This is a genomic window from Streptomyces sp. NPDC002776 (assembly GCF_053592195.1).
Genome location: NZ_JBSFVG010000009.1, coordinates 207,288 through 227,195 on the forward strand (window position 1 = coordinate 207,288; position 19,908 = coordinate 227,195).

Consider the following 19,908-nt stretch of genomic DNA (forward strand, 5'->3'; position numbering starts at 1 on the left):
GTGCCGGGAACCTCCACCGACCTCACCCGCCTCCGCATCGCCCTCACCGTCTTCTTCGCCATGGACGGCTTCGTCTTCGCCGGCTGGGTCGTGCGCATCCCCGCGATCAAGGAGCAGGTGAACGCCTCGGCCGGAACCCTGGGGCTCGCCCTCCTCGGCGTGTCCGCGGGAGCCGTGATCACCATGACGCTCACCGGGCGCCTCTGCCGCCGCTACGGCAGCCATCCGGTCACCGTCGTCTGCGCCGTCCTGCTTTCCCTCAGCGTCGCGCTGCCGCCGCTGACCCACTCCGTCCCCGCCCTCACCGCCGTGCTGCTGCTGTTCGGCGCCGCGTACGGCGGGATCAACGTCGCCTTCAACAGCGCCGCCGTCGACCTCGTCACCGCACTCCAGCGGCCGATCATGCCCAGCTTCCACGCGGCCTTCAGCCTGGGCGGGATGGTGGGCGCGGGCCTCGGCGGGCTGGTCGCCGGCAGCCTCTCCCCCACCCGGCACCTCCTCGGCCTCACCCTCGTCGGTCTCGCGGTGACCTTCTTCGCGGGGCGCGTCCTCCTGCGGATCGAACCGCCGCGGGCGGCGCAGCCGCGGGAAGCGGGCCCGCGGCGCCTGGACCGCCGTACCCGTCGGCTCGTCGCCGTCTTCGGACTGATCGCGCTGTGCACGGCGTACGGCGAGGGCGCCATGGCCGACTGGGGCGCGCTCCATCTCGAACAGGACCTGGGCGCCTCGCCGGGGCTCGCGGCGGTGGGGTACTCCTGCTTCGCGCTCGCCATGACGCTCGGGCGGCTGACGGGGTCCACGCTGCTCCAGCGGCTCGGCCGCACCCGTACCGTCGTCGTCGGTGGCGCCACCGCGGCCGCGGGCATGCTCCTCGGTTCGCTCTCCCCGTCGGTGTGGGCCACGCTCATCGGGTTCTCGGTCACCGGGCTCGGACTCGCCAACCTCTTCCCGGTCGCCATCGAGCGCGCCGGTGCCCTGGCCGGGCCGAGCGGTGTGGCGACCGCGTCCACCCTGGGCTACGGCGGCATGCTCCTCGGGCCGCCCACGATCGGTTTCATGGCCGAGTGGTTCTCCCTGCCCATAGCCCTGACCAGCGTCGCCGCCCTCGCCGCCGTCGCCGCGGCCATCGGCTTCGCGACCCGGCGCGCGGCCACCGGCTGACAGCCGCACAGACCCGGCGCCCTCCCCACACCCCCCGCCCGCTCTCAGGCGCGCGCCAGCTCCGCCGCGCCGAAGGACACGTCGAACCGGTCGCACCAGATGCTGACGCTGCTGTACTGCGTCAGCTCGACGTCGGCCGGTACGGCGTAGTTCTGGCTCCCCTTGTTGCCCTTGAGCTTGCCCAGGCTGACGTACCGCCCGTCGTCGAAGACGCGCCAGCCGGCGGTGCCCTCCTTGACGGGGGCGTCGGTCAGCCAGACGCGCAGGTCGGGACCGTTGCTGGTGTCGAGGTTCTCCAGCCGGACGACATGGGATCCGTCGGCCAGCCGTACCAGCCGCACGCTGCCGGAGGTGTCGTGTTCGTGGCTGATCAGCTCACCGCGGGCGAGAGTCCGCGGCGCCGGCGGCGCGGAGGTCTCCCCGGCGGTGGACGGCGCGGACGGCTCCCCGGCGGCCGGCGCGGACGTCCCCGCCGCGGCCGGCAGGGCCTCGTCCACCGTCTCGTCCTGCCACAGCTTCCACGGCTGGAACCAGTACAGCCCGAACCCCGCCCCCACGACGGCCACCACCAGCACCCCGGCGATCAGCGACTTCCGTACGCGCCCCATGCTCTTCCCCCGATACGTGAGAGTTCCTGTCGGCTCCCATTCCACCCGATCATCGAGGCGCGCGGCATCCCTGACCGGATGACGAAATCCTTACGGCCACTCCCCTTGGACCGCGCTTCATCAGGCAAACTCGGCCGCATGCAGACTGCTGAGTTCATACGCGTCCTGGACCGGGAGGGCCGGTTGCTGGCCGAGGCGGCCGAGCGGGCCGGGACGGACGCCAAGGTGCCGACCTGCCCGGAGTGGCAGGTGCGCGACCTGCTGCGGCACACGGGGATGGTGCACCGCTGGGCGGCGGCCTTCGTCGCCGAGGGCCACCAAGCCTTCCAGCCCTTCGGGGACCCGCCCGACCTGGACGGCACCGAGCTCACCACCTGGTTCCGCGAGGGCCACCGCCACCTTGTCGGCACCCTGACCGGCGCCCAAGTCGACGTGCGGTGCTGGCACTTCCTGCCCGCGCCGTCGCCGCTCGCCTTCTGGGCCCGCCGCCAGGCCCACGAGACGACGATCCACCGCCTCGACGCGGAGGCGGCACGCGGCGGTACGCCGACCGCGATCGACCCCGCCTTCGCGGCCGACGGCATCGACGAACTCCTCCTCGGCTTCCACGCCCGCACCAAGAGCCGGGTCCGCAGCGCCGAGCCGCGCGTGCTGCGGGTGCGGGCGGCCGACACGGACGACGCGGTGTGGACCGTACGCCTGTCCCAGGAACCGCCCGCGGCGGAGCGCGGGGAGACCGCGGAGGCCGACTGCGAACTGGCCGGACCCCTCGCGCAGTTGTACCCGGCACTGTGGAACCGGCTGCCTTTCCCGGCCGTGCACGGCGACGCCTCGCTGGCCGCGCTGTGGCGGGAGACGTCCGGCGTCATCTGAAGCCGAGCCAGGTCAGCTCGACAGCATTCTGGTCAGCACCGCGCGCTGCACCGGCAGCACATCGCCGTGCAGCGCGCGCCCCTTCGCCGTGAGCGCGACCTTCACCCCGCGCCGGTCCTCGGGGCACATGTGACGGTCGACGAGGCCGTCCCTCTCCAGCCGTGCGATCAGCCGCGACAACGCGCTCTGACTCAGGTGCACATGCTCGGCGATCTCCTGCACACGCTGCGCGCACTCGCCGCCCGCCAGCACGTCCAGTACCTCGAAGTCGCTGCCGCACAACCCGTGTTGGTGCAGCGCCCGGTCGAGTTCGCACTGTGTGCGGGCATGCAGCGTGAGGATGTCCCGCCACTGGTCCACGAGCGCCTGCTCGGCCCTTTTAGCCGCCATGGGCGCACCGTAGCAGAGAGCCGAGTTTGTTGCATCGGAATTAAATGTATTTGCATCCAATGCATGCGCATGTAGTGTCTCGGCATGACCTCTCCGCTCACCACCCCCACGTCCGACGGACGTTGGACGCCCCGGCTGTGGGGCACCCTGCTGGTGCTCTGCGCCGCGATGTTCCTCGACGCCCTGGACGTCTCGATGGTCGGCGTCGCCCTGCCGTCCATCGGCGCCGACCTGGGTCTGTCGACCTCGACGCTGCAATGGATCGTCAGCGGCTACATCCTCGGCTACGGCGGCCTGCTGCTCCTCGGCGGACGCGCCGCCGACCTGCTGGGCCGGCGCCAGGTCTTCCTGGTGGCCCTCGGAGTCTTCGCGGTCGCCTCCCTGCTCGGCGGGCTCGTCGACTCCGGTCCGCTGCTCATCGCCAGCCGCTTCATCAAGGGCCTGAGCGCGGCCTTCACGGCGCCGGCCGGCCTGTCGATCATCACCACGACCTTCCCCGAGGGCCCGCTGCGCAACAAGGCCCTCGCCATCTACACCACCTGCGCGGCCACCGGCTTCTCCATGGGCCTGGTCCTGTCCGGACTGCTCACCGAGGCCAGTTGGCGGCTCACCATGCTGCTGCCCGCGCCGATCGCCCTGATCGCCCTGGTGGCGGGCCTGAGGCTGCTGCCGCGCAGCGCCCGCGAGAAGAACCACAACGGCTACGACATCCCCGGCGCCGTCCTCGGCACCGCCTCGATGCTGCTGCTGGTGTTCACCGTCGTGCAGGCACCCGAAGTCGGCTGGACCTCCGCCCGGACACTGCTGTCCTTCCTCGCCGTGGTCATCCTGCTGACCTCGTTCGTGCTGGTCGAACGGCGCTCGCCCGGACCGCTGGTCCGGCTCGGCGTACTGCGCTCCGGCAACCAGATCCGTGCCCAGCTCGGCGCCCTCGCCTTCTTCGGCTCGTACGTCGGCTTCCAGTTCCTCACCACGCTCTACATGCAGTCGGTGCTCGGCTGGTCCGCGCTGCACACGGCGCTCGCCTTCCTGCCCGCGGGCGCACTGGTGGCGCTCTCCTCGACGAAGGTCGGCTCGATCGTCGACCGGTTCGGCACCCAGCGGCTGATCGCGGTGGGCTTCGGGTTCATGGTCGTCGGCTACGCGCTGTTCCTCCGGATCGACCTCGACCCCGTGTACGCGGCGACCATCCTGCCGTCGATGCTGCTGATCGGCGCGGCCTGCGCGCTGGTCTTCCCCTCGCTCAACATCCAGGCCACCAACGGCGTCGACGACCACGAGCAGGGCATGGTCTCCGGGCTGCTGAACACCTCGGTGCAGGTGGGCGGCGCGATCTTCCTCGCCGTGGTGACCGCGGTGGTGACCGCGGGAGCGCCCGAACAGGCCACCGCGCAGGCGGTCCTGGACAGCTACCGGCCCGGCTTCGTGGTGGTGGCGTGCGTCGCCTTCGCGGGCCTGCTGATCACCCTCCCCGGACTGCGCGGGACACGCGCGGCCCAGCGGCCCCAGCAGTCCGTCGTGGTCGCCAAGTCCACTGTGCGGGAGGCGGAGACGGACCGGGTTCCGGTCCGCGACTAGGGGGACCGCCTCCGTTCCGTGTGCCCGGCCCGGGTCGCTTGCCCGGCCGGGCACACGCCTGCTTGACTCCGGGCATGAGCGTTCACGGGGGCCGGCGGACCAAGGCGGAACAGGACGCGTTCGCCGTCGAAGTGGGGTACGCGCTGTTCAGCGCGGTGTTCGCGGCGGGGGTGGTCTTCGGGGCCGTCGTCGGTCCGGCGCTGCTGTTCGATCTGCCGCCGGCGGTGGAGTCGCTGCTGTGGCAGGGCGGAAAGTGGCTCGCCGTGGTGCTGTTCGCCGCCCGCGTGATCAGCGTGCTGGTGCGCTACCGGCGGGGGGCTCAGCCGAGCCAGCCCGGCCGCACCAACCCCGACTCGTAGGCGAGGACGACCAGTTGCGCCCGGTCCCGGGCGCCCAGCTTCACCATGGTGCGGCTGACGTGGGTCTTGGCGGTGAGCGGGCTGACCACGAGACGGCGGGCGATCTCCTCGTTCGACAGCCCGATGCCGACCAGGGCCATCACCTCCCGCTCCCGCTCGGTGAGCACGGCGAGGGCGTCGGCCGCCGCGGGCTCCTTGGAACGGGCCGCGAACTCGGCGATCAGCCGACGGGTCACCCCCGGTGACAGCAGCGCGTCCCCGCAGACCACCGCCCGTACGGCGCGCAGGAGTTCGTCCGGCTCGGTGTCCTTGACCAGGAACCCCGAGGCGCCGGACCGGATGGCCTCGAAGACGTACTCGTCGAGCTCGAAGGTGGTGAGCATGACCACCTTCACGTTCTTGAACCGGTCGTCCCCGGTGATCCGCCGGGTGGCGGTCAGCCCGTCCAGCACGGGCATCCGGATGTCCATCAGCACGACGTCGGGGGCGAGTTCCCGCACCGCGCGCACCGCCGCCTCACCGTCCGCGGCCTCACCGGCCACCTCGATGTCGGGCTGCGCGTCGAGCAGCGCCCGGAAACCGGCCCGCACGAGCGACTGGTCGTCGGCGAGCAGTACGCGGATCACTGGTGGTCTCCTTTCGAGGGGCGGGGCAGTGCGGGGCTCACCGGTCGCCCTCCTTCAGGGTGCCGGGCGGTACGCCGATCACCGGTCACCCTCCTGCGCGGTGCCGGGCAGTACGCCGATCACCGGCCGCCCTCCTGCGCGGTCCGGGGCAGTACCGCGAGCACCCGGAAGCCGCCGTCGGCGCGCGGGCCCGCCTCGATCGTGCCACCCAGTGCCGCGGCCCGCTCCCGCATTCCGGCCAGACCGTTGCCGCTGCCGCCCGCGTCGGCGCCGGTCGCCGGGCCGTCGTCGTCCACGCGGATCCGGAGCCTGCCGCCACCGTGATCGAGGTGCACGCGCGCGTGCCGCGATCCCGAGTGCCGTACGACATTGGTGAGGGCCTCCTGGACGATCCTGAAGGCGGCGAGGTCGGTGCCGGGCGCCAGCGGGGGCGCGGCGCCGTGCACCTCGACGGTCAGGCCGGCGCCGGCGGCCTGCTCCACGAGTTCGGGCAACCGGTCGAGTCCGGGCGCGGGCGCCCGCGGCGCGGTGCCTGGCGTGCGCAGCGTGTCGAGCACCTGACGCACCTCGCCGAGCGCCTCCTTGCTCTGGGCCTTGATGGTGGTCAGCGCCGTCCGGGCCTGCTCGGGATCGGAGTCGAGGAGCGCGAGCCCGACGCCCGCCTGCACGTTGATGACGGAGATGCTGTGCGCCAGGACGTCATGCAGCTCTTGGGCGATCCGCAACCGCTCCTCGTCGGCCCGCCGCCGAGCCGCCTGCGCCCGCTCGGCCCGCTCCCGCGCCCACTGCTCCCGCCGGGTCCGCACCAGCTCCGACAGCGCCGCGACGGCCACGACCCAGGCGGCGATCACGCCCTCCTGCCCCCAGGAGGCGGCGGAGTCCCCGGCGGGCGGGAGCCACTGGTAGAGCCAGTGGCTGACCAGCCCATGCCCCGCCCACAAGGTGCCCATGGCCGCCCAGGCGGCCCACCGGTGCCCGGCGACGACGGCACTGAAGCAGCCGATCGCCACGGTGAGGAAGACGGGCCCGTACGGATACCCGGCGCCGAGATAGACCAGCGCGGCTGCGGCCGTACCGAACGTGACGGCGACCGGGTGCCGCTGCCGCCACAGCAGCACAACCCCGGCCAGGAGCAGCAGGACCCGGGCGAGGACATCGAGGCCGACCCGCTCCCCCGTCTGCTCCTCGGCGGCGAAGGTGGACCCGACGAGCACGAAGGCGGTCACCAGCACCGTGGACCGCCAGGGCCACCGCCCCCGCTCCTCCTGCCGCCACCATGACGGACCGCTCCGCCACCAGTGCGGCACCCGCTGCTCCTCCATGCCCGCCACGCTAGACGCCACCACCGCCGGGCCGCGTCAGCCGAGTGAGGTGATCACACGTACTCCCGACGAAGTACGAAGCCCTCTCCGAGCCGCCGCCGTGCCCTCGGCGGGCCGCAGCCAGGCAGGCCGCCGGTCACGCGGCCGGTCCGGTCTGCGGATACACCAGCCCCACCCCATGGGCGAGCTGGGACACCGCATGCCGGAAGAACCGCTCCCGGTCCTCGACCACCCGGTGGAACTGACCGAACACCTCGAAGCCCACCAGACCGTAGAGCTGCCCCCAGGCCGCGACGAACGCAGCCACCGTCTCCGGGGGGAGGCCGGGGGCGAACTCGGCGGCCATCCGCTCGGCCTCCGGGCGGAGTTCGGCGGGGAGGCGCGGCTTGGCGAGGCCGAGGCCCTGGTGGGCGTCGCGGAGGATGCCGAAGAAGACCTCGCCGGTCCGGGCCGCGGCCGGGATCGTGGTCTCGGGGGCGCTGTAGCCGGGCACCGGCGATCCGTAGATCAGCGCGTACTCGTGCGGATGCGCCAGCGCCCATCCCCGTACGGCCTCGCACACCGCGACCCAGCGGTGCCCGGGACCGGCGTCGGCGAAGGCGTCGCGCGCGGCCTCGGCGCTTTCGCCGAGGGAGTCATAGGCGTCGATGATCAGCGCGGTCAGCAGCTCGTCGCGGCTCGGGAAGTAGCGGTAGAGCGCGGAGGAGACCATGCCGAGTTCGCGGGCCACGGCGCGCAGCGAGAGCTTGGCGGCGCCTTCGGCGGCGAGCTGTCTGCGGGCCTCGTCCTTGATGGCGGCGGTGACCTCGATCCGGGCGCGGGCCCGGGCTCCCTGGGGGGTGCGGCCGTGTGCGGTGCTCATGCGGGGCAGTCTCCCACGGCAAGCGAGAGCAGTGCACACAATAGTGAGCAGCGCACACAAAGGAGAGCGGTGAGCTGAAGGAAGAGCGGCGAACCGAAATGAGAGCACTGCTCTTGCTTTGGAGCAGCGATCTCGGCCACACTGTGGGAGCGGCAAGCGAGAGCACCGCTCACCAAACTCAGGGGGTCCTCATGTCCACGCACGTCAAGAAGCCCGGCTGGTTCACGGTCAACGTCCTCAACCGCACCGTCGCCTGGCTGACCCGCCGCGGCCTGAGCGTGTGGGGCTCCCGCGTCCTCGCCGTCCGCGGCCGCAAGAGCGGCCAGTGGCGGACCACCCCCGTGAACCTGCTGACCGTCGACGGCCGGCACTATCTCGTCGCCCCGCGCGGGCACGTCCAGTGGACCCACAACATGCGCGCGGCCGGTGGCGGGGAACTGCACCTGGGCAAGAAGGGGGAGGCGTTCACCTCGACCGAGCTTTCCGACGACGACAAGGTGCCCGTGCTCCGCGCCTACCTCAAGCGCTGGAACGCCGAGGTCGGCGTCTTCTTCAACGGAGTCGGCCCCAAGTCCCCCGACACCGACCTGCGCCGCATCGCCCCGGACCACCCGGTGTTCGAGGTCACCCTCAAGAGCTAGCATGCGCGGCCGCCGTAAGGCGGAGACGGCGTCGGCCGTCCCTCGGTCCGGCCGACCGGGAAGCATCGCACCTCATGACCGGACCGCCCCGGACGGCAAGCCCAACCCCCGGCCCGCCCTGCCTCCCTGCCCCCTGGCCTCCGGCCCGACCTGCCCCCGGCGCCACCCGGCCTGAGCCGACCGCTACCCCTCAGCCCGCTCCTCCGCACGCCCGCCCCCGGCCTCGGCGTCCGTCTCCCGCCGTTCCGCCTCCGCTTCCGCCTGCCGTCGGTCCAGCGCGTTCAGGGCACGCTGGGCCATCGGATGACTGCGGACCAGCTCGCCGAGGGACGACGAGCCGCGGGTGATGTCCATGAACGCCCGCCAGGCGGGCCGGAAGCCGGTCAGCGCGGCATGGAAGAGGCCGGGGCGCCTCTCGAACAGCGCCAGCATCCGCTTGCCGACGCTCATCTCGACGCCTAGCCCGGCCTTGACCGCGAACGCGTAGTTCAGGGCCTGGCGCCGGGCATCCACCGCGTCGTTCGCCTCGGCGATCCGGACCGCCCACTCCCCCGCGAGCCGCCCCGAGCGCAGCGCGAAGGAGATGCCCTCACGGGTCCACGGCTCCAGCAGCCCCGCCGCGTCCCCGCACACCAGGACCCGCCCGCGCGACAGCGGCGAGTCGTCGGCCCGGCAGCGCGTCAGATGACCGGAGGAGATGCTCGGTTCGAACCCGGCGAGCCCGAGCCGCCCGATGAACTCCTCCAGATACCGCTTGGTGGCCGCGCCCTCGCCGCGCGCCGAGATCACCCCGACCGTCAGGGTGTCGCCCTTGGGGAAGACCCAGCCGTAACTGCCGGGAATCGGCCCCCAGTCGATGAGCACCCGCCCCTGCCAGTCCTCGGCGACCGTCTCCGGCACCGGGATCTCCGCCTCCAGGCCGAGATCGACCTGGTCGAGCTTGACCCCGACATGCGCTCCTATCCGGCTCGCGCTGCCGTCCGCGCCGACGACCGCCCGCGCCAGCAGTGTCTCGCCGCCCTGGAGGACGACGGCGACCGTGCGCCGGTCCGGCACCGCCGAGCCGTGCTGCTCGACCCGCTGCACGGTGACGCCCGTGCGCAGCTCGGCGCCCGCCTTCTGCGCGTGCTCCACCAGCTGCTGGTCGAACTCGGGCCGGTTGATCAGCCCGAACAGCATGTGGCGGGAGCGCCGGGTGCGGTTGAAGCGGCCGTTGTTCGAGAACGTCACCGCGTGCACCCGGTCCCTGAACGGCAGGTCGAAGCCGGGCGGCAGGGCGTCGCGGGAGGGGCCGATGATGCCGCCGCCGCAGGTCTTGTAGCGTGGCAACTCCGCTTTCTCCAGCAACAGCACGCGCCGCCCCGCGACCGCCGCCGCGTACGCGGCCGAGGCCCCCGCGGGGCCCGCGCCGACCACGACGACGTCCCACACCTGCCGCACGTCGTCCGCCGAAGAGTTCTCGCTGCTCACGATGGTCTACTGCTCCCGATCAAGCCGCCCGCTGCTGCTGTCTCCCGCATCCTACGGCGGCGGTTGCCGCAGGCCTCTGTGGGAGGATCGGCGGCGTAGGTGCCCACCGCACCCGGCGGGGCCTACGCTCGCCCGATCAGCCGTACTCAGACGTACGCACTCGTACAACGTCGCACCTACAAGGAGCGTGCCCATGCCGTCGAATCCGGTCGCCGAGACCGTCGCCTCGCTGATGCCGAGGGCGAAGCAGGAGCTCACCGAACTGGTGGCGTTCGCATCGGTGGCGGACTTCGGCCAGTTCCCCCGCAGCGAGAGCGAGGGCGCCGCGCGCTGGGTCGCGGACGCACTGCGCGCGGAGGGCTTCGAGGACGTGTCGCTGCTGGACACCCCGGACGGCACGCAGTCGGTGTACGGCTACCTGCCCGGCCCGGCGGGCGCGAAGACGGTCCTGCTCTACGCCCACTACGACGTGCAGCCGCCGCTGGACGAAACCGCCTGGCTGAGCCCGCCGTTCGAGCTGACCGAGCGGGACGGGCGCTGGTACGGGCGGGGCGCCGCCGACTGCAAGGGCGGCCTGATCATGCACCTGCTGGCGCTGCGCGCGCTCAAGGCCAACGGCGGGGTCCCGGTGCACGTCAAGGTGATCGCCGAGGGGTCCGAGGAGATGGGCACCGGCGGTCTCGAGCGGTACGCCGAGGCGCATCCCGAACTCCTCGCGGCCGACACCATCGTCGTCGGCGACGCGGGCAACTTCCGGGTCGGGCTGCCGACGGTCACCACGACGCTGCGCGGGATGACCATGCTGCGGGTGCAGATCGACACGCTGGTCGGCAACCTCCACTCCGGCCAGTTCGGCGGGGCCGCCCCGGACGCGCTGGGCGCCCTGATCCGCGTACTGGACTCGCTGCGCGCCGAAGACGGTTCGACGACGGTCGACGGGCTGACGTCGGATGCCGTGTGGGACGGACTGCAGTACGACGAGGAGCAGTTCCGCAAGGACGCCAAGGTGCTGGACGGGGTGGAGCTGATCGGTTCCGGCACGGTCGCGGACCGTATCTGGGCGCGGCCGGCCGTCACGGTCCTCGGCATCGACTGCCCGCCCGTGGTCGGCGCGACCCCGTCCGTGCAGTCGAGCGCCCGTGCGCTGATCAGCCTGCGGGTGCCGCCGGGCGTGGACGCGGCCGAGGCCACCAAGCTGCTGCAGGCCCACCTGGAGGCGCACACGCCGTGGGGGGCGCGCCTGCACAGCGAGCAGGTCGGACAGGGCCAGGCGTTCAGCGCGGACACCACGAGCCCGGCGTACGAGGCCATGGCGCGGGCGATGACCGAGGCCTACCCGGGCCAGGAGATGCAGTACGCCGGTCAGGGCGGCTCGATCCCGCTGTGCAACACCCTCGCCGCCCTCTACCCGGACGCCGAGATCCTGCTGATCGGTCTGAGCGAGCCGGAGGCCCAGATCCACGCCGTGAACGAGAGCGTCTCGCCCGAGGAGCTGGAGCGGCTCTCGGTGGCGGAGGCGCTGTTCCTGCGCAACTACGCGTCGAGCTGAGCGGATCCGGTCAGGGGGCGGGGATGCCTGCCTCCAGATAGAGCGCGGCCCCGCGTTCCCGTGCGCGCAGGGCCCAGCGCAGGCGCTCGTAGCGGACGGGGGGCAGCAGCTCGGCGGCCTCCTCCTCGGTCACGAAGCGCCAGTCGCGCAGTTCGGGTCCGGGCAGCAGCAGCCGTCCGGCCCGCGCGGAGTCGAGCCGCCCGCCGTCGAAGAGCAGGCGCAGTCCGCCGTAGCCGGGCGGCGCGGGCGGTTCCCAGTCGACGACGAGCAGGCGGGGTACGTCGTCCAGGCGGATCCCCGTCTCCTCGGCGACCTCGCGCATGCCCGCGCGCGCGGGCGCCTCGCCGGGCTCGACGACCCCGCCGGGGAATTCCCAGCCGGCCTTGTAGGTGGGGTCGACGAGCAGGACGCGGTCCTGTTCGTCGAAGAGCAGCACTCCGGCGGCCAGCGTCTCGGCGGTCGGCTCGGGTGTCTGCACGATGTCGCTCACCGGGGCCCGACCGGAGGCGACGGCCTCGGCGATCCGGGCGGCCGTCCGGTACGGGGTGAGCCGGCCGTTGTCCACGAGGTGGGCGTCGGCGGTGAGCCAGGAGGCGAGGGCGGAGCGGTAGGGCTCGATGTGGTCGTACGACCACCGCCGGGCGCGGAGTTCGCCGTCGGGGCCTTCGGGGACCTCCCGGTGCGCTATTCGCTCCCGCAGGATCGTTTCCGCCGGGGCCAGCAGGATGTGCCGTACCGCGATCCGGCGCGCGGCCAGGCCGCCGAAGATCTCGTCGCGGTACTCCTGGCGCAACAGGGTCATGGGGACCACGAGGGTCCCGCCGAGTTCGGCGAGCAGCGCGGCCGCCGTGTCGATCACGAGTCGTCGCCAGATCGGCAGATCCTGGAAGTCGCCGACCTCGGCGAGGTGTTTGGGCGGGAGCAGGTGCGGCAGTGCTCCGCCGATGACCTCGGGGTCGAAGAGCGTGCTGTTCGGGATCAGTTCGATCAGTTCCCGTGCGGTGGTGGTCTTCCCCGCACCGAAAGGCCCGTTGATCCAGACGACGATCACAGACTCCCCCTCTTCTGTTGGCCCCCTGTGGCTTGCCCGCTCCACCCTGCCACGGAAACCGGTTCCCGTTGAGGGCGCAAACGCGGCGGCGCCGGTGCCCCCAGGTGCGGGACACCGGCGCCGTGCTCCCTGCCGTCGGCCTCGTCAGCCCTTCCGGCCGAGCGGGTTGTCCTCGATGTCCAGACTGTCGCTGGCCACGGTGTCCTCGACGGCGCTGAGGGTCTCCCCCACGTCGAGGTCGGTCAGGTCACTCCCGAGGGAGTGCGAGGGCGTGACCGCCGCGACGACGAATCCGGTGGCCAGGGAGGCGATGGCGAGCATGCTGCGCTTCTTCATGACCGTTTCAACTGCGCGGTCCCGGCGGGGGTCACGGCGTCCGGCGCAGAAAGCGGCGGCACACCCCCGCCGGAACGTTCCTGCCGAGGACTGTCAGACCCCGGCCGCGTCCTTTCGCCAGGTGAGGGCCGCGGCTGCCGCGCCCACCAGGCCCGCGTCCGTCCCCATCTGCGCCGACGTCACCGTCAGGCGCCGGACGAAGGAGAGGGTGGCGTAGTCGCCGAGCGCCTTGCGCAGGGGGGCGAGCAGCACCTCGCCCGCCTTGCCGACGCCGCCGCCGATGACGGCGATGTCGATCTCGACCAGGGTCGCGGTGGCCGCGATCCCGGCGGCCAGGGCCTGCGCGGCCCGCTCGAAGGAGGCCACGGCGACCGGGTCGCCCGCGCGGGCGGCGGCGGCCACCGCGGCCGCGGAGGTGTCACCGTCGGGGCCGGGCTCCCAGCCGTGCTCCAGGGCGCGGCGGGCGATGTTGGGGCCGCTGGCGATGCGCTCCACGCAGCCACGCGCGCCGCACAGGCAGGGGTCGCCGTCGAGATCGACGCTGATGTGACCGATGTGGCCGGCGTTGCCCGTGGGCCCGGGGTGCAGCCGCCCGCCCAGCACCAGCCCGCCCCCGACGCCGGTGGACACCACCATGCACAGGGCGTTGTCGTGGCCGCGGGCGGCACCCTGCCAGTGCTCGGCCGCGGTGATGGCCACGCCGTCGCCGATGAGCTCGACCGGGAGTCCGCCCGCCGCCTCGCGGACCCGCCGGACCAGCGGATAGTCGCGCCAGCCCGGAACATTCACCGGACTCACCGTCCCGGCGGAGGCGTCCACCGGGCCCGCGCTGCCGATCCCGAGGGCCGTCGCCCGCCCCCACAGCGGGTTCGCGGTCAGTTCACCGAGCACCGCCTCGACGGCACCCATCACGGTGTCACCGTCCTCCCGCGCCGGAGTAGGGCGCTGGGCGCGCGCCAGGATCCGGCCGCGGCCGTCCACAAGACCTCCGGCGATCTTCGTTCCGCCGATGTCGAGTGCGGCCACGAGGTCGGTGCGCATCAGAGTCAGATCTCCCGGTCAACCAGTGGAAAAGGGCAGGCCGGCCCAGCTGTGGGGCGCGGGCCGGAGAATTGCGGTGGACAGTGTCCCCTGCATCTGACAACGTTGTCCAGGCTCTATGCTCGACGCCACATCCTCATACAAACCATGGATCGCCGCATCCCCATGGACAAACAGGACAGGACCCGCATCGTGCCCGAGACCATCCGCCGCGCCGACCACACACCCGGGAACCGTTACGGCAATCGGCCGACGATGAAGGACGTGGCCGCTCGGGCGGGAGTCGGACTGAAGACGGTCTCGCGGGTCGTCAACGGCGAGCCGGGTGTCACGCCGGAGACGGAGCGCCGCGTCCAGGAGGCCATCGACGCCCTGGGTTTCCGCCGCAACGACAGTGCCCGGGTGCTGCGCAAGGGCCGTACCGCCAGCATCGGCCTGGTCCTGGAGGACCTCGCGGACCCGTTCTACGGCCCGCTCAGCCGCGCGGTCGAGGAGGTGGCCCGGGCGCACGGCGCGCTGCTGATCAACGGCTCCAGCGCCGAGGACCCGGAGCGCGAGCAGGAGCTGGCGCTGGCGCTGTGCGCGCGGCGGGTGGACGGTCTGGTGGTGATCCCGGCCGGGGACGACCACCGCTATCTGGAGCCCGAGATCCGGGCGGGCGTCGCCACGGTGTTCGTGGACCGTCCGGCCGGGAAGATCGACGCCGATGTCGTGCTGTCGGACAACTACGGCGGCGCCCGGGACGGCGTCGCCCATCTGATCGGCCACGGACACCGCCGGATCGGCTTCATCGGTGACATGCCCCGCATCCACACCGCCGCCGAGCGGTTGCGCGGCTACCGGGCGGCCATGGAGGACGCGGCCATACCGGTGGAGGACTCCTGGATGTCCCTGGGCGTCACCGGTCCCGAGCGGGTGCGCAGGGCCGCCGAGGAGATGCTCTCCGGGCCCCGGCCGGTGACCGCGATCTTCGCGGGCAACAACCGGGTGACGGTCACCGTGATCCGGGTCCTGGCCGAGCAGTCCCGCCGGGTGGCGCTCGTCGGCTTCGACGACCTGGAGCTCGCCGATCTGCTCCAGCCGGGCGTCACCGTCGTCGCGCAGGACGCCGCCGCCCTCGGCCGGACCGCCGCCGAGCGCCTGTTCCGGCAGCTGGACGGTACGCTCGTGGCACCCGAGCGGATCGAGCTGCCGACCCGGCTGATCACCCGCGGCTCGGGAGAGCTGCCCCCGGCGGACTGAGCGAGTCATGGACGCGTGCACCCTGCAGGCACTGGGCCTTTCGATGGCGCCCCGCGACCATCCGCTGCTCTACCCCGGCACCTGGCCCGCGGACTCCGGCCTGCTGGACGGCGACCGGTTCCTGTCCCTGGACCGGCTGACCCACCCGGACCGCACCCCCGTCCTCGCGATCGGCTCCAACGCCTGCCCCGGCCAACTGCGGCACAAGATGGCCGAGTTCGGCATCCTCTCCCCGGTCCCCATGGTCAAGGTCCGCGCCACGGGCGTCGAGATCGGGGTGTCGGCACACGTGAGCCGGCTGGGCTATGTCTCGGCGTCTCCCGTCCACGCGCCGGGCCGGGTACGGGAGTTGTTCGTCCTGTGGCTCGACGCCGACCAGCTCACCGTGATCGACGCCAGCGAGGGCGTACCGCTGCCGTACGGCAACTACCGGCGCGTGTGGCTGTCGTCCTCGGAGGTACGGGTCGACCTGGCGGACGGCACGACGCTGCCGGGCGTCTTCTCCTACGTGAATCGCCGCGGCGTGCTGCACAACGGCTCGGGAGCGCCGCGCACCCACCCCGGGCAGCGGGCGCTGATCGGGGAACTGCTCCTGAAGTCGGCCCGGTTGCGGGAGCTGTTCGGCGCGACGCCGGAGGAGTTCTGCGCGCGGGCGCGCGCGGACCGGCGGCTGTGCGAGCGGGGCACGCGGCTGTTCAGACGGGAGAGGCTGGTGACCGTGCACGGTCTGGAGCGGTACATCGGTCAGCAGACGGGCAGTCCGGGCACCGGCCCGTCGTTGTCGCCGCCCCTGACGTAGACGTCGCTGACCCAGACGTCCGCGTTGCCGCTGTCGTCGTCGGTCTTCGCCCACCAGACGTTGGTCCACTGGCCGCTGGTCTCGCGCCGGCCCAGATTCTGCTGGCAGTAGAAGTAGTTGGTGCCCGCGCCGAGGATGCCGACCTCGGCGCCGTCGGCCGTGTAGGACTTCGCGGTGCGCCAGACCTCGCAGTTGTACTTGCCGCCGCCGATGGGGTGGCAGGCAGGGGCGGTGGCGCCGTCTCCGGCCGCGGTCTTGCTCGGGGTCGGAGACGGCTCGGCGCTGCGGCTCGGTGAGCTGCTCGGTGTCGGGGACTTTCCGTCGGCCTTGTCAGTGGGCGTGGGGGCGGCCGGGGTGACGGTAGGGGCGGGGTGTCCGGCCGCTTCGGGTTCGTCGCCGCCGTTCAGCAGGGCGACCGTGGTGCCGGCCGCGGCGAGGACGAGGAGGACCGCGGCGGCGGCGAGCAGGGCGCGGCGCCTGCCGCCGGCGGGGCGGGCGGCCGTCGTGGTGGGCGCTTCGGCCGGGCCGTGCGGGGCGGGGAGCCGGTGGGCTTCCGTCGCCGTTCGCACCGGCCCGCGCAGGGTGGTCGTGGGCGTGTCGCCGGAGTCGGCCACCGCCTGGAGGAGGTCGCGGGCCTCCTCGGCCTCGGGACGGCCCTCGGGGCGCTTGTCCAGCAGCCGCTGGAGGACGGGGGCGAGCGGTCCGGCGCGGTGCGGCTCGGGAAGTGGCTCGGAGACGATCGCGGTGAGCGTGGAGAAGGTCGAGGTCCGGCGGAAGGGCGAGGAGCCCTCGACAGCGGCGTACAGGGTGGCGCCGAGGGCCCAGACGTCGGAGGCCGGGCCCGGCCGGGCGCCCTGGGCACGCTCGGGAGCCAGGTAGTCCAGGGAGCCGACCAGTTCGCCGCTGCGGGTGAGGTGGGTGGCGGAGCCGTCGCCCGGGTCCTCCATGGTGGCTATGCCGAAGTCGGTCAGCAGGACCCGGCCCGAGCGGTCGAGGAGGATGTTGCCCGGCTTGACGTCGCGGTGCAGGACGCCGGCGCGGTGGGCGGCGGCCAGCGCGTCCATCACCTTGGCGCCGATCCCCGCGGCCTCGCGCGCGTCGAGGGTGCCGCGCTCGCGCAGGACGTCGTCCAGGGACGGGCCGTCGACCAGCTCCATGACGATCAGCGGACGCCCGTCGACCTCGGTGACGTCGTGCACGGCCACGACGGCGGGGTGGCGCACCCGGGCCGCGGCGCGTGCCTCGCGCTGCATCCGCAGCCGCAGGCCGTCGAGTTCGGGGCCGGCGGTGTCGGTGTAGGTGCGCAGTTCCTTGACGGCGACCTCGCGCCCGAGGACCTCGTCGCGGGCCCGCCAGACGACCCCCATGCCGCCCCGGCCGAGCTGGGCCAGGACGCGATAACGCCCGGCCAGCAGCCGACCGGCCCCGTCCGTCTGTCCGTACTCCCCCGAAGACACCGCCGCCCCGTTCCTGTGCGCCCTGCGTGTGTGGCGTACAGCCTAGGGGGCGGCGGCGACCGTTCTCCCGCGCCCCCTCTACTGCGCCCCGGAGACGGTCAGGTCACCGCGCCGGGGTGCGGCGAAGGCCTCCAGGTCGGCGCGGGTCAGGCCGGTGAGCCGGGCGACCTCACCGGTGTCCAGGGCGCCGCAGTCCAGGCCGCGCAGCAGATAGCCGCTGAGGGCCTTGGCGGTGGCGGGCTCGTCCATGACGTCGCCGCCGGTCCGGTTGGCGTAGCGGGCGAGCCGGGCGGCGGCCTGGGCGAAGCCCTCGCGATAGAAGGCGAAGACGGCCGCGTACCGGGTGGGGATGTGACCGGGGTGCATGTCCCAGCCCTGGTAGTAGGCGCGGGCCAGAGCGCGGCGGGTGAGGCCGTAGTGCAGCCGCCAGGCGTCGTGGACCTTCTCGGTCGTACCGACCGGGAGGACGTTGGTGGAGCCGTCGGAGACGCGGACCCCGGTGCCTGCCGCGGCGACCTGCATGACCGCCTTGGCGTGGTCGGCGGCGGGGTGGTCGCTGGCCTGGTAGGCGGCCGAGACGCCCAGGCAGGCGCTGTAGTCGAAGGTGCCGTAGTGCAGGCCCGTGGCGCGGCCCTCGGCGGCCCGGATCATCCGGGCGACGGCGGCGGTGCCGTCACCGGCCAGGATGGACTGGCTGGTCTCGATCTGGATCTCGAAGCCGAGCCGCCCGGGCGCCAGGCCGCGCGCCTTCTCGAAGGACTCCAGCAGGCGGACCATGGCGGTGACCTGCTCGGGGTAGGTGACCTTGGGCAGGGTCAGCACCAGCCCGTCGGGCAGGCCGCCCGCCTCCATCAGACCGGTGAGGAAGATGTCGAGGGTGCGGATGCCGCGGTCGCGGACGGCGGCCTCCATGCACTTCATGCGGATGCCCATGTAGGGGGCGGCCGTGCCGTTGTCGCAGGCCTCCGCGATCAGGCGGGCGGCGCGGGCCGCGTCCTGGTCCTCGTCCGTGCCCTGGTAGCCGTCCTCGAAGTCGACGCGCAGGTCCTCGACGGGCTCGCGCTCCAGCTTGGCCCGCACGCGCGTGTAGACGGGCTCGGCCAGCTCGTCGGCGAGGCCGAGGACGGCAGCGAAGGACGCGGCGTCGGGGGCGTGTTCGTCGAGGGCGGCGAGGGCCCGGTCGCCCCAGGTGCGGATGGTGTCGGCGGTGAAGGCGTCGCCGGGGACGTAGACCGTGTGGACGGGCTGGCGGGTGCCGGGGTCTCCGGGGTAGCGGCGCTCCAGTTCGGCGTCGACCGGGGCGAGGGAGGCGCTGATCTCCTCGCTGACGGCGCCCGCGAGGCTCGTCGCCACCTTCTCCTGCTGGCCCTGACCCATCCCACACCCTCCTGTTTTCCGCTGTACGGAATCAACAATCCGTAGAACGAAGTTATCCGGGCACCATCCGGATGGTCAACACCATGTCCACGGGGAGCCATCCCGCCATATCGTCATGTTCACGCCCACCTCATGACGCTCCCTGACCCTCCATGAGTACGCCCGCACGACTCGCCCGGCCGTTCCCACCGAAGGAGCCCCCGTGCCGAAGCACAGCCGAGTCACGCGCCGTCTGGGCCTGAAGGCCGCGCTGGCCGCCGCGGTCACCACGCCCCTCTCCAGTACAGCACTGACCGCCGCCGGCGCCGCGGCGGAGGAGCACCCGCGGCGCCGGCTGGAAGTCATGTCCTTCAACCTGCGCTTCGCGAGCACCACCGAGCCGCACAGCTGGGCCGTGCGCAGACCGGTGATGCGCGAGCTGCTGCACCGCGAGGCCCCGCACATCATCGGCACGCAGGAGGGCCTCTTCCCGCAATTGCTCGACATCGACAGCGACCTCGGCCGCCATTACGACTGGATCGGCACCGGCCGCCTGCACGGCAGTGCCGACGAGTCCATGGCGGTCTTCTACGACACCCGTCGCGTCCGTCCGCTCGAGTACGACCACTTCTGGCTCTCCGGCACCCCGTACGTGATCGGCTCCAACACCTGGGGCGCCGCCTTCCCCCGGATGGTCACCTGGGTGCGCTTCCGTGATCTGCGCGACGGCGACCGGGAGTTCACCGTCATGAACACCCACTTCGACCACCGCGGCCAGAGCGCGCGCGAACGCGGCGCCGCCCTGATCGCCGAGCGGATCAAGGGCCTCGACCCCGCGCTGCCGGTCGTGGTGACCGGCGACTTCAACGTGCCCGCGCACCGGAGCGTCGTGTACGACACGCTCCTGGGCGCCGGACTCGTCGACACCTGGGACACGGCCGCCGAACGCGGCCCGCGGTACGCCACCTTCCACGGCTACCGGCCGCTGGTCCCGGACGGCGACCGCATCGACTGGATCCTGACCACGCCGGGCGTCACCGCGCACCGGGCGGCCATCAACACCTTCGCGGTGGACGGACAGTTCCCGAGCGATCATCTGCCTGTGCAGGCCTCGCTGAGCCTGGGCTGAACGCGCCGAGGCCCCCACGACCGTCGGCACGGTCGCGGGGGCCTCGTACAGCGCGCGG

General features: G+C 72.8%; 20 protein-coding genes. 9 read left to right on the forward strand and 11 right to left on the reverse strand.

What is annotated here, in order from left to right; translation table 11 throughout:
• Positions 1-1,161 (forward strand): MFS transporter, encoded by a 1,161-nt coding sequence (locus ACWD11_RS20170; protein ID WP_451284501.1) that lies wholly within the window; start codon positions 1-3, stop codon positions 1,159-1,161.
• A gap of 44 nt (positions 1,162-1,205) precedes the next feature.
• Here the strand turns inward: ACWD11_RS20170 and ACWD11_RS20175 are convergent, their stop codons facing one another.
• The gene (locus ACWD11_RS20175; RefSeq protein ID WP_451284503.1) at positions 1,206-1,769 is read right to left on the reverse strand and encodes a DM13 domain-containing protein; all 564 of its coding nucleotides are present in this window, start codon (positions 1,767-1,769) and stop codon (positions 1,206-1,208) included.
• 138 nt (positions 1,770-1,907) lie between these two features.
• Here ACWD11_RS20175 and ACWD11_RS20180 point away from each other — a divergent pair, with 138 nt between their 5' ends.
• On the forward strand, positions 1,908-2,642 hold the full coding sequence (locus tag ACWD11_RS20180) for a maleylpyruvate isomerase family mycothiol-dependent enzyme (RefSeq protein WP_389417787.1): 735 nt from the start codon (positions 1,908-1,910) through the stop codon (positions 2,640-2,642).
• 12 nt (positions 2,643-2,654) lie between these two features.
• Here the strand turns inward: ACWD11_RS20180 and ACWD11_RS20185 are convergent, their stop codons facing one another.
• Positions 2,655-3,032, reverse strand: a complete 378-nt coding sequence (locus ACWD11_RS20185; protein WP_451284505.1) for a MarR family winged helix-turn-helix transcriptional regulator — start codon at positions 3,030-3,032, stop codon at positions 2,655-2,657.
• Positions 3,033-3,116: 84 nt separating this feature from the next.
• Here ACWD11_RS20185 and ACWD11_RS20190 point away from each other — a divergent pair, with 84 nt between their 5' ends.
• Complete coding sequence (locus ACWD11_RS20190) at positions 3,117-4,610, forward strand: MFS transporter (protein ID WP_451284507.1); 1,494 nt, start codon at positions 3,117-3,119, stop codon at positions 4,608-4,610.
• 74 nt (positions 4,611-4,684) lie between these two features.
• Complete coding sequence (locus ACWD11_RS20195; protein ID WP_451284509.1) at positions 4,685-4,969, forward strand: DUF6332 family protein; 285 nt, start codon at positions 4,685-4,687, stop codon at positions 4,967-4,969.
• On the opposite strand, the gene ACWD11_RS20200 is transcribed toward ACWD11_RS20195, so the two are convergent.
• The 3 genes from ACWD11_RS20200 to ACWD11_RS20210 all read right to left on the reverse strand — a co-directional run bounded on the left by ACWD11_RS20200 (position 4,930) and on the right by ACWD11_RS20210 (position 7,779).
• Positions 4,930-5,595 (reverse strand): response regulator, encoded by a 666-nt coding sequence (locus ACWD11_RS20200; protein ID WP_389417783.1) that lies wholly within the window; start codon positions 5,593-5,595, stop codon positions 4,930-4,932. The genes ACWD11_RS20195 and ACWD11_RS20200 overlap by 40 nt on opposite strands.
• A 119-nt stretch (positions 5,596-5,714) precedes the next feature.
• The gene (locus tag ACWD11_RS20205; protein WP_451284511.1) at positions 5,715-6,917 is read right to left on the reverse strand and encodes a sensor histidine kinase; all 1,203 of its coding nucleotides are present in this window, start codon (positions 6,915-6,917) and stop codon (positions 5,715-5,717) included.
• 136 nt (positions 6,918-7,053) lie between these two features.
• Entirely contained in the window at positions 7,054-7,779 is a 726-nt protein-coding gene (locus tag ACWD11_RS20210) for a TetR/AcrR family transcriptional regulator (RefSeq protein WP_389417781.1), read from the reverse strand.
• A 191-nt stretch (positions 7,780-7,970) separates the two neighbouring features.
• On the opposite strand from ACWD11_RS20210, the gene ACWD11_RS20215 reads away from it, so the two are divergent.
• Complete coding sequence (locus ACWD11_RS20215; protein ID WP_389417780.1) at positions 7,971-8,420, forward strand: nitroreductase family deazaflavin-dependent oxidoreductase; 450 nt, start codon at positions 7,971-7,973, stop codon at positions 8,418-8,420.
• Between the two features lie 183 nt (positions 8,421-8,603).
• Here the strand turns inward: ACWD11_RS20215 and ACWD11_RS20220 are convergent, their stop codons facing one another.
• Positions 8,604-9,890: a geranylgeranyl reductase family protein gene (locus ACWD11_RS20220; protein ID WP_451284514.1), complete on the reverse strand. Its 1,287-nt coding sequence runs from the start codon at positions 9,888-9,890 to the stop codon at positions 8,604-8,606.
• Between the two features lie 193 nt (positions 9,891-10,083).
• On the opposite strand from ACWD11_RS20220, the gene ACWD11_RS20225 reads away from it, so the two are divergent.
• Positions 10,084-11,439 (forward strand): M20/M25/M40 family metallo-hydrolase, encoded by a 1,356-nt coding sequence (locus ACWD11_RS20225; protein ID WP_451284516.1) that lies wholly within the window; start codon positions 10,084-10,086, stop codon positions 11,437-11,439.
• 10 nt (positions 11,440-11,449) lie between these two features.
• Here the strand turns inward: ACWD11_RS20225 and ACWD11_RS20230 are convergent, their stop codons facing one another.
• From ACWD11_RS20230 to ACWD11_RS20240, 3 genes are all read right to left on the reverse strand, one after another.
• Entirely contained in the window at positions 11,450-12,490 is a 1,041-nt protein-coding gene (locus ACWD11_RS20230) for an NUDIX hydrolase (RefSeq protein ID WP_389417777.1), read from the reverse strand.
• A gap of 144 nt (positions 12,491-12,634) precedes the next feature.
• Positions 12,635-12,826 carry a hypothetical protein gene (locus ACWD11_RS20235; RefSeq protein WP_389417776.1) on the reverse strand — a complete coding sequence of 64 codons (192 nt, stop codon included), beginning with the start codon at positions 12,824-12,826 and terminating at the stop codon, positions 12,635-12,637.
• Positions 12,827-12,919: 93 nt separating this feature from the next.
• Positions 12,920-13,867, reverse strand: a complete 948-nt coding sequence (locus ACWD11_RS20240) for an ROK family protein (RefSeq protein ID WP_451284518.1) — start codon at positions 13,865-13,867, stop codon at positions 12,920-12,922.
• A gap of 147 nt (positions 13,868-14,014) precedes the next feature.
• Here ACWD11_RS20240 and ACWD11_RS20245 point away from each other — a divergent pair, with 147 nt between their 5' ends.
• Complete coding sequence (locus tag ACWD11_RS20245; RefSeq protein ID WP_389417774.1) at positions 14,015-15,109, forward strand: LacI family DNA-binding transcriptional regulator; 1,095 nt, start codon at positions 14,015-14,017, stop codon at positions 15,107-15,109.
• Between the two features lie 7 nt (positions 15,110-15,116).
• A complete protein-coding gene (locus ACWD11_RS20250) occupies positions 15,117-15,908 on the forward strand; it encodes a hypothetical protein (protein ID WP_389417773.1) in 792 nt (263 codons plus the stop codon).
• Here ACWD11_RS20250 and ACWD11_RS20255 read toward each other — a convergent pair.
• Entirely contained in the window at positions 15,854-17,365 is a 1,512-nt protein-coding gene (locus tag ACWD11_RS20255; protein ID WP_451284521.1) for a serine/threonine-protein kinase, read from the reverse strand. The genes ACWD11_RS20250 and ACWD11_RS20255 overlap by 55 nt on opposite strands.
• A 78-nt stretch (positions 17,366-17,443) precedes the next feature.
• Entirely contained in the window at positions 17,444-18,742 is a 1,299-nt protein-coding gene (locus tag ACWD11_RS20260; protein WP_451284523.1) for a DUF6986 family protein, read from the reverse strand.
• Between the two features lie 202 nt (positions 18,743-18,944).
• Between ACWD11_RS20260 and ACWD11_RS20265 the strand changes: the two genes are divergently transcribed.
• Positions 18,945-19,850 carry an endonuclease/exonuclease/phosphatase family protein gene (locus ACWD11_RS20265; RefSeq protein ID WP_451284525.1) on the forward strand — a complete coding sequence of 302 codons (906 nt, stop codon included), beginning with the start codon at positions 18,945-18,947 and terminating at the stop codon, positions 19,848-19,850.
• Positions 19,851-19,908 lie beyond the last annotated feature (58 nt).